This window comes from Bacillus sp. SIMBA_074, assembly GCF_046534555.1.
In the GTDB taxonomy this organism is placed as follows: Bacteria; Bacillota; Bacilli; order Bacillales; family Bacillaceae_G; genus Bacillus_A; species Bacillus_A mycoides.
In genome coordinates, this window is record NZ_JAWRYM010000114.1 from 1 (window position 1) to 454 (window position 454).

Below are 454 nucleotides of genomic sequence, written 5' to 3' on the forward strand. Positions count from 1 at the left end.
AAATGGAGGAGGTAGAGGGATTCGAACCCCCGCGCGACTCTCGCCGCCTGTCGGTTTTCAAGACCGATCCCTTCAGCCGAACTTGGGTATACCTCCGAGATATGAACTTTGAGTGGTGGACCTTGTAGGACTCGAACCTACGACCGGACGGTTATGAGCCGTCTGCTCTAACCAGCTGAGCTAAAGGTCCTTTATGGTAGCGGCGGAGGGGATCGAACCCCCGACCTCACGGGTATGAACCGTACGCTCTAGCCAGCTGAGCTACACCGCCATAAGTTATATTCAAATAAGTGGAGCCTAGCGGGATCGAACCGCTGACCTCCTGCGTGCAAGGCAGGCGCTCTCCCAGCTGAGCTAAGGCCCCATATTTTGAAAATATCGGGAAGACAGGATTTGAACCTGCGACCCCCTGGTCCCAAACCAGGTGCTCTACCAAGCTGAGCCACTTCCCGTT

Annotated in this window: 5 tRNA genes; all 5 read right to left on the reverse strand. The window is 55.5% G+C overall.

From position 1 onward, the window contains the following. Positions 1 to 3 precede the first annotated feature (3 nt). Positions 4 to 96, reverse strand: a tRNA-Ser gene (locus SB773_RS30065). Positions 97 to 113: 17 nt separating this feature from the next. Further along, a tRNA-Ile gene (locus tag SB773_RS30070) sits at positions 114 to 190 on the reverse strand. Positions 191 to 194: 4 nt separating this feature from the next. Then, a tRNA-Met gene (locus SB773_RS30075) sits at positions 195 to 271 on the reverse strand. Between the two features lie 20 nt (positions 272 to 291). Then, positions 292 to 364, reverse strand: a tRNA-Ala gene (locus tag SB773_RS30080). Between the two features lie 14 nt (positions 365 to 378). After that, positions 379 to 452: transfer RNA gene (locus SB773_RS30085), tRNA-Pro, on the reverse strand. Between the last annotated feature and the right edge of the window lie 2 nt (positions 453 to 454).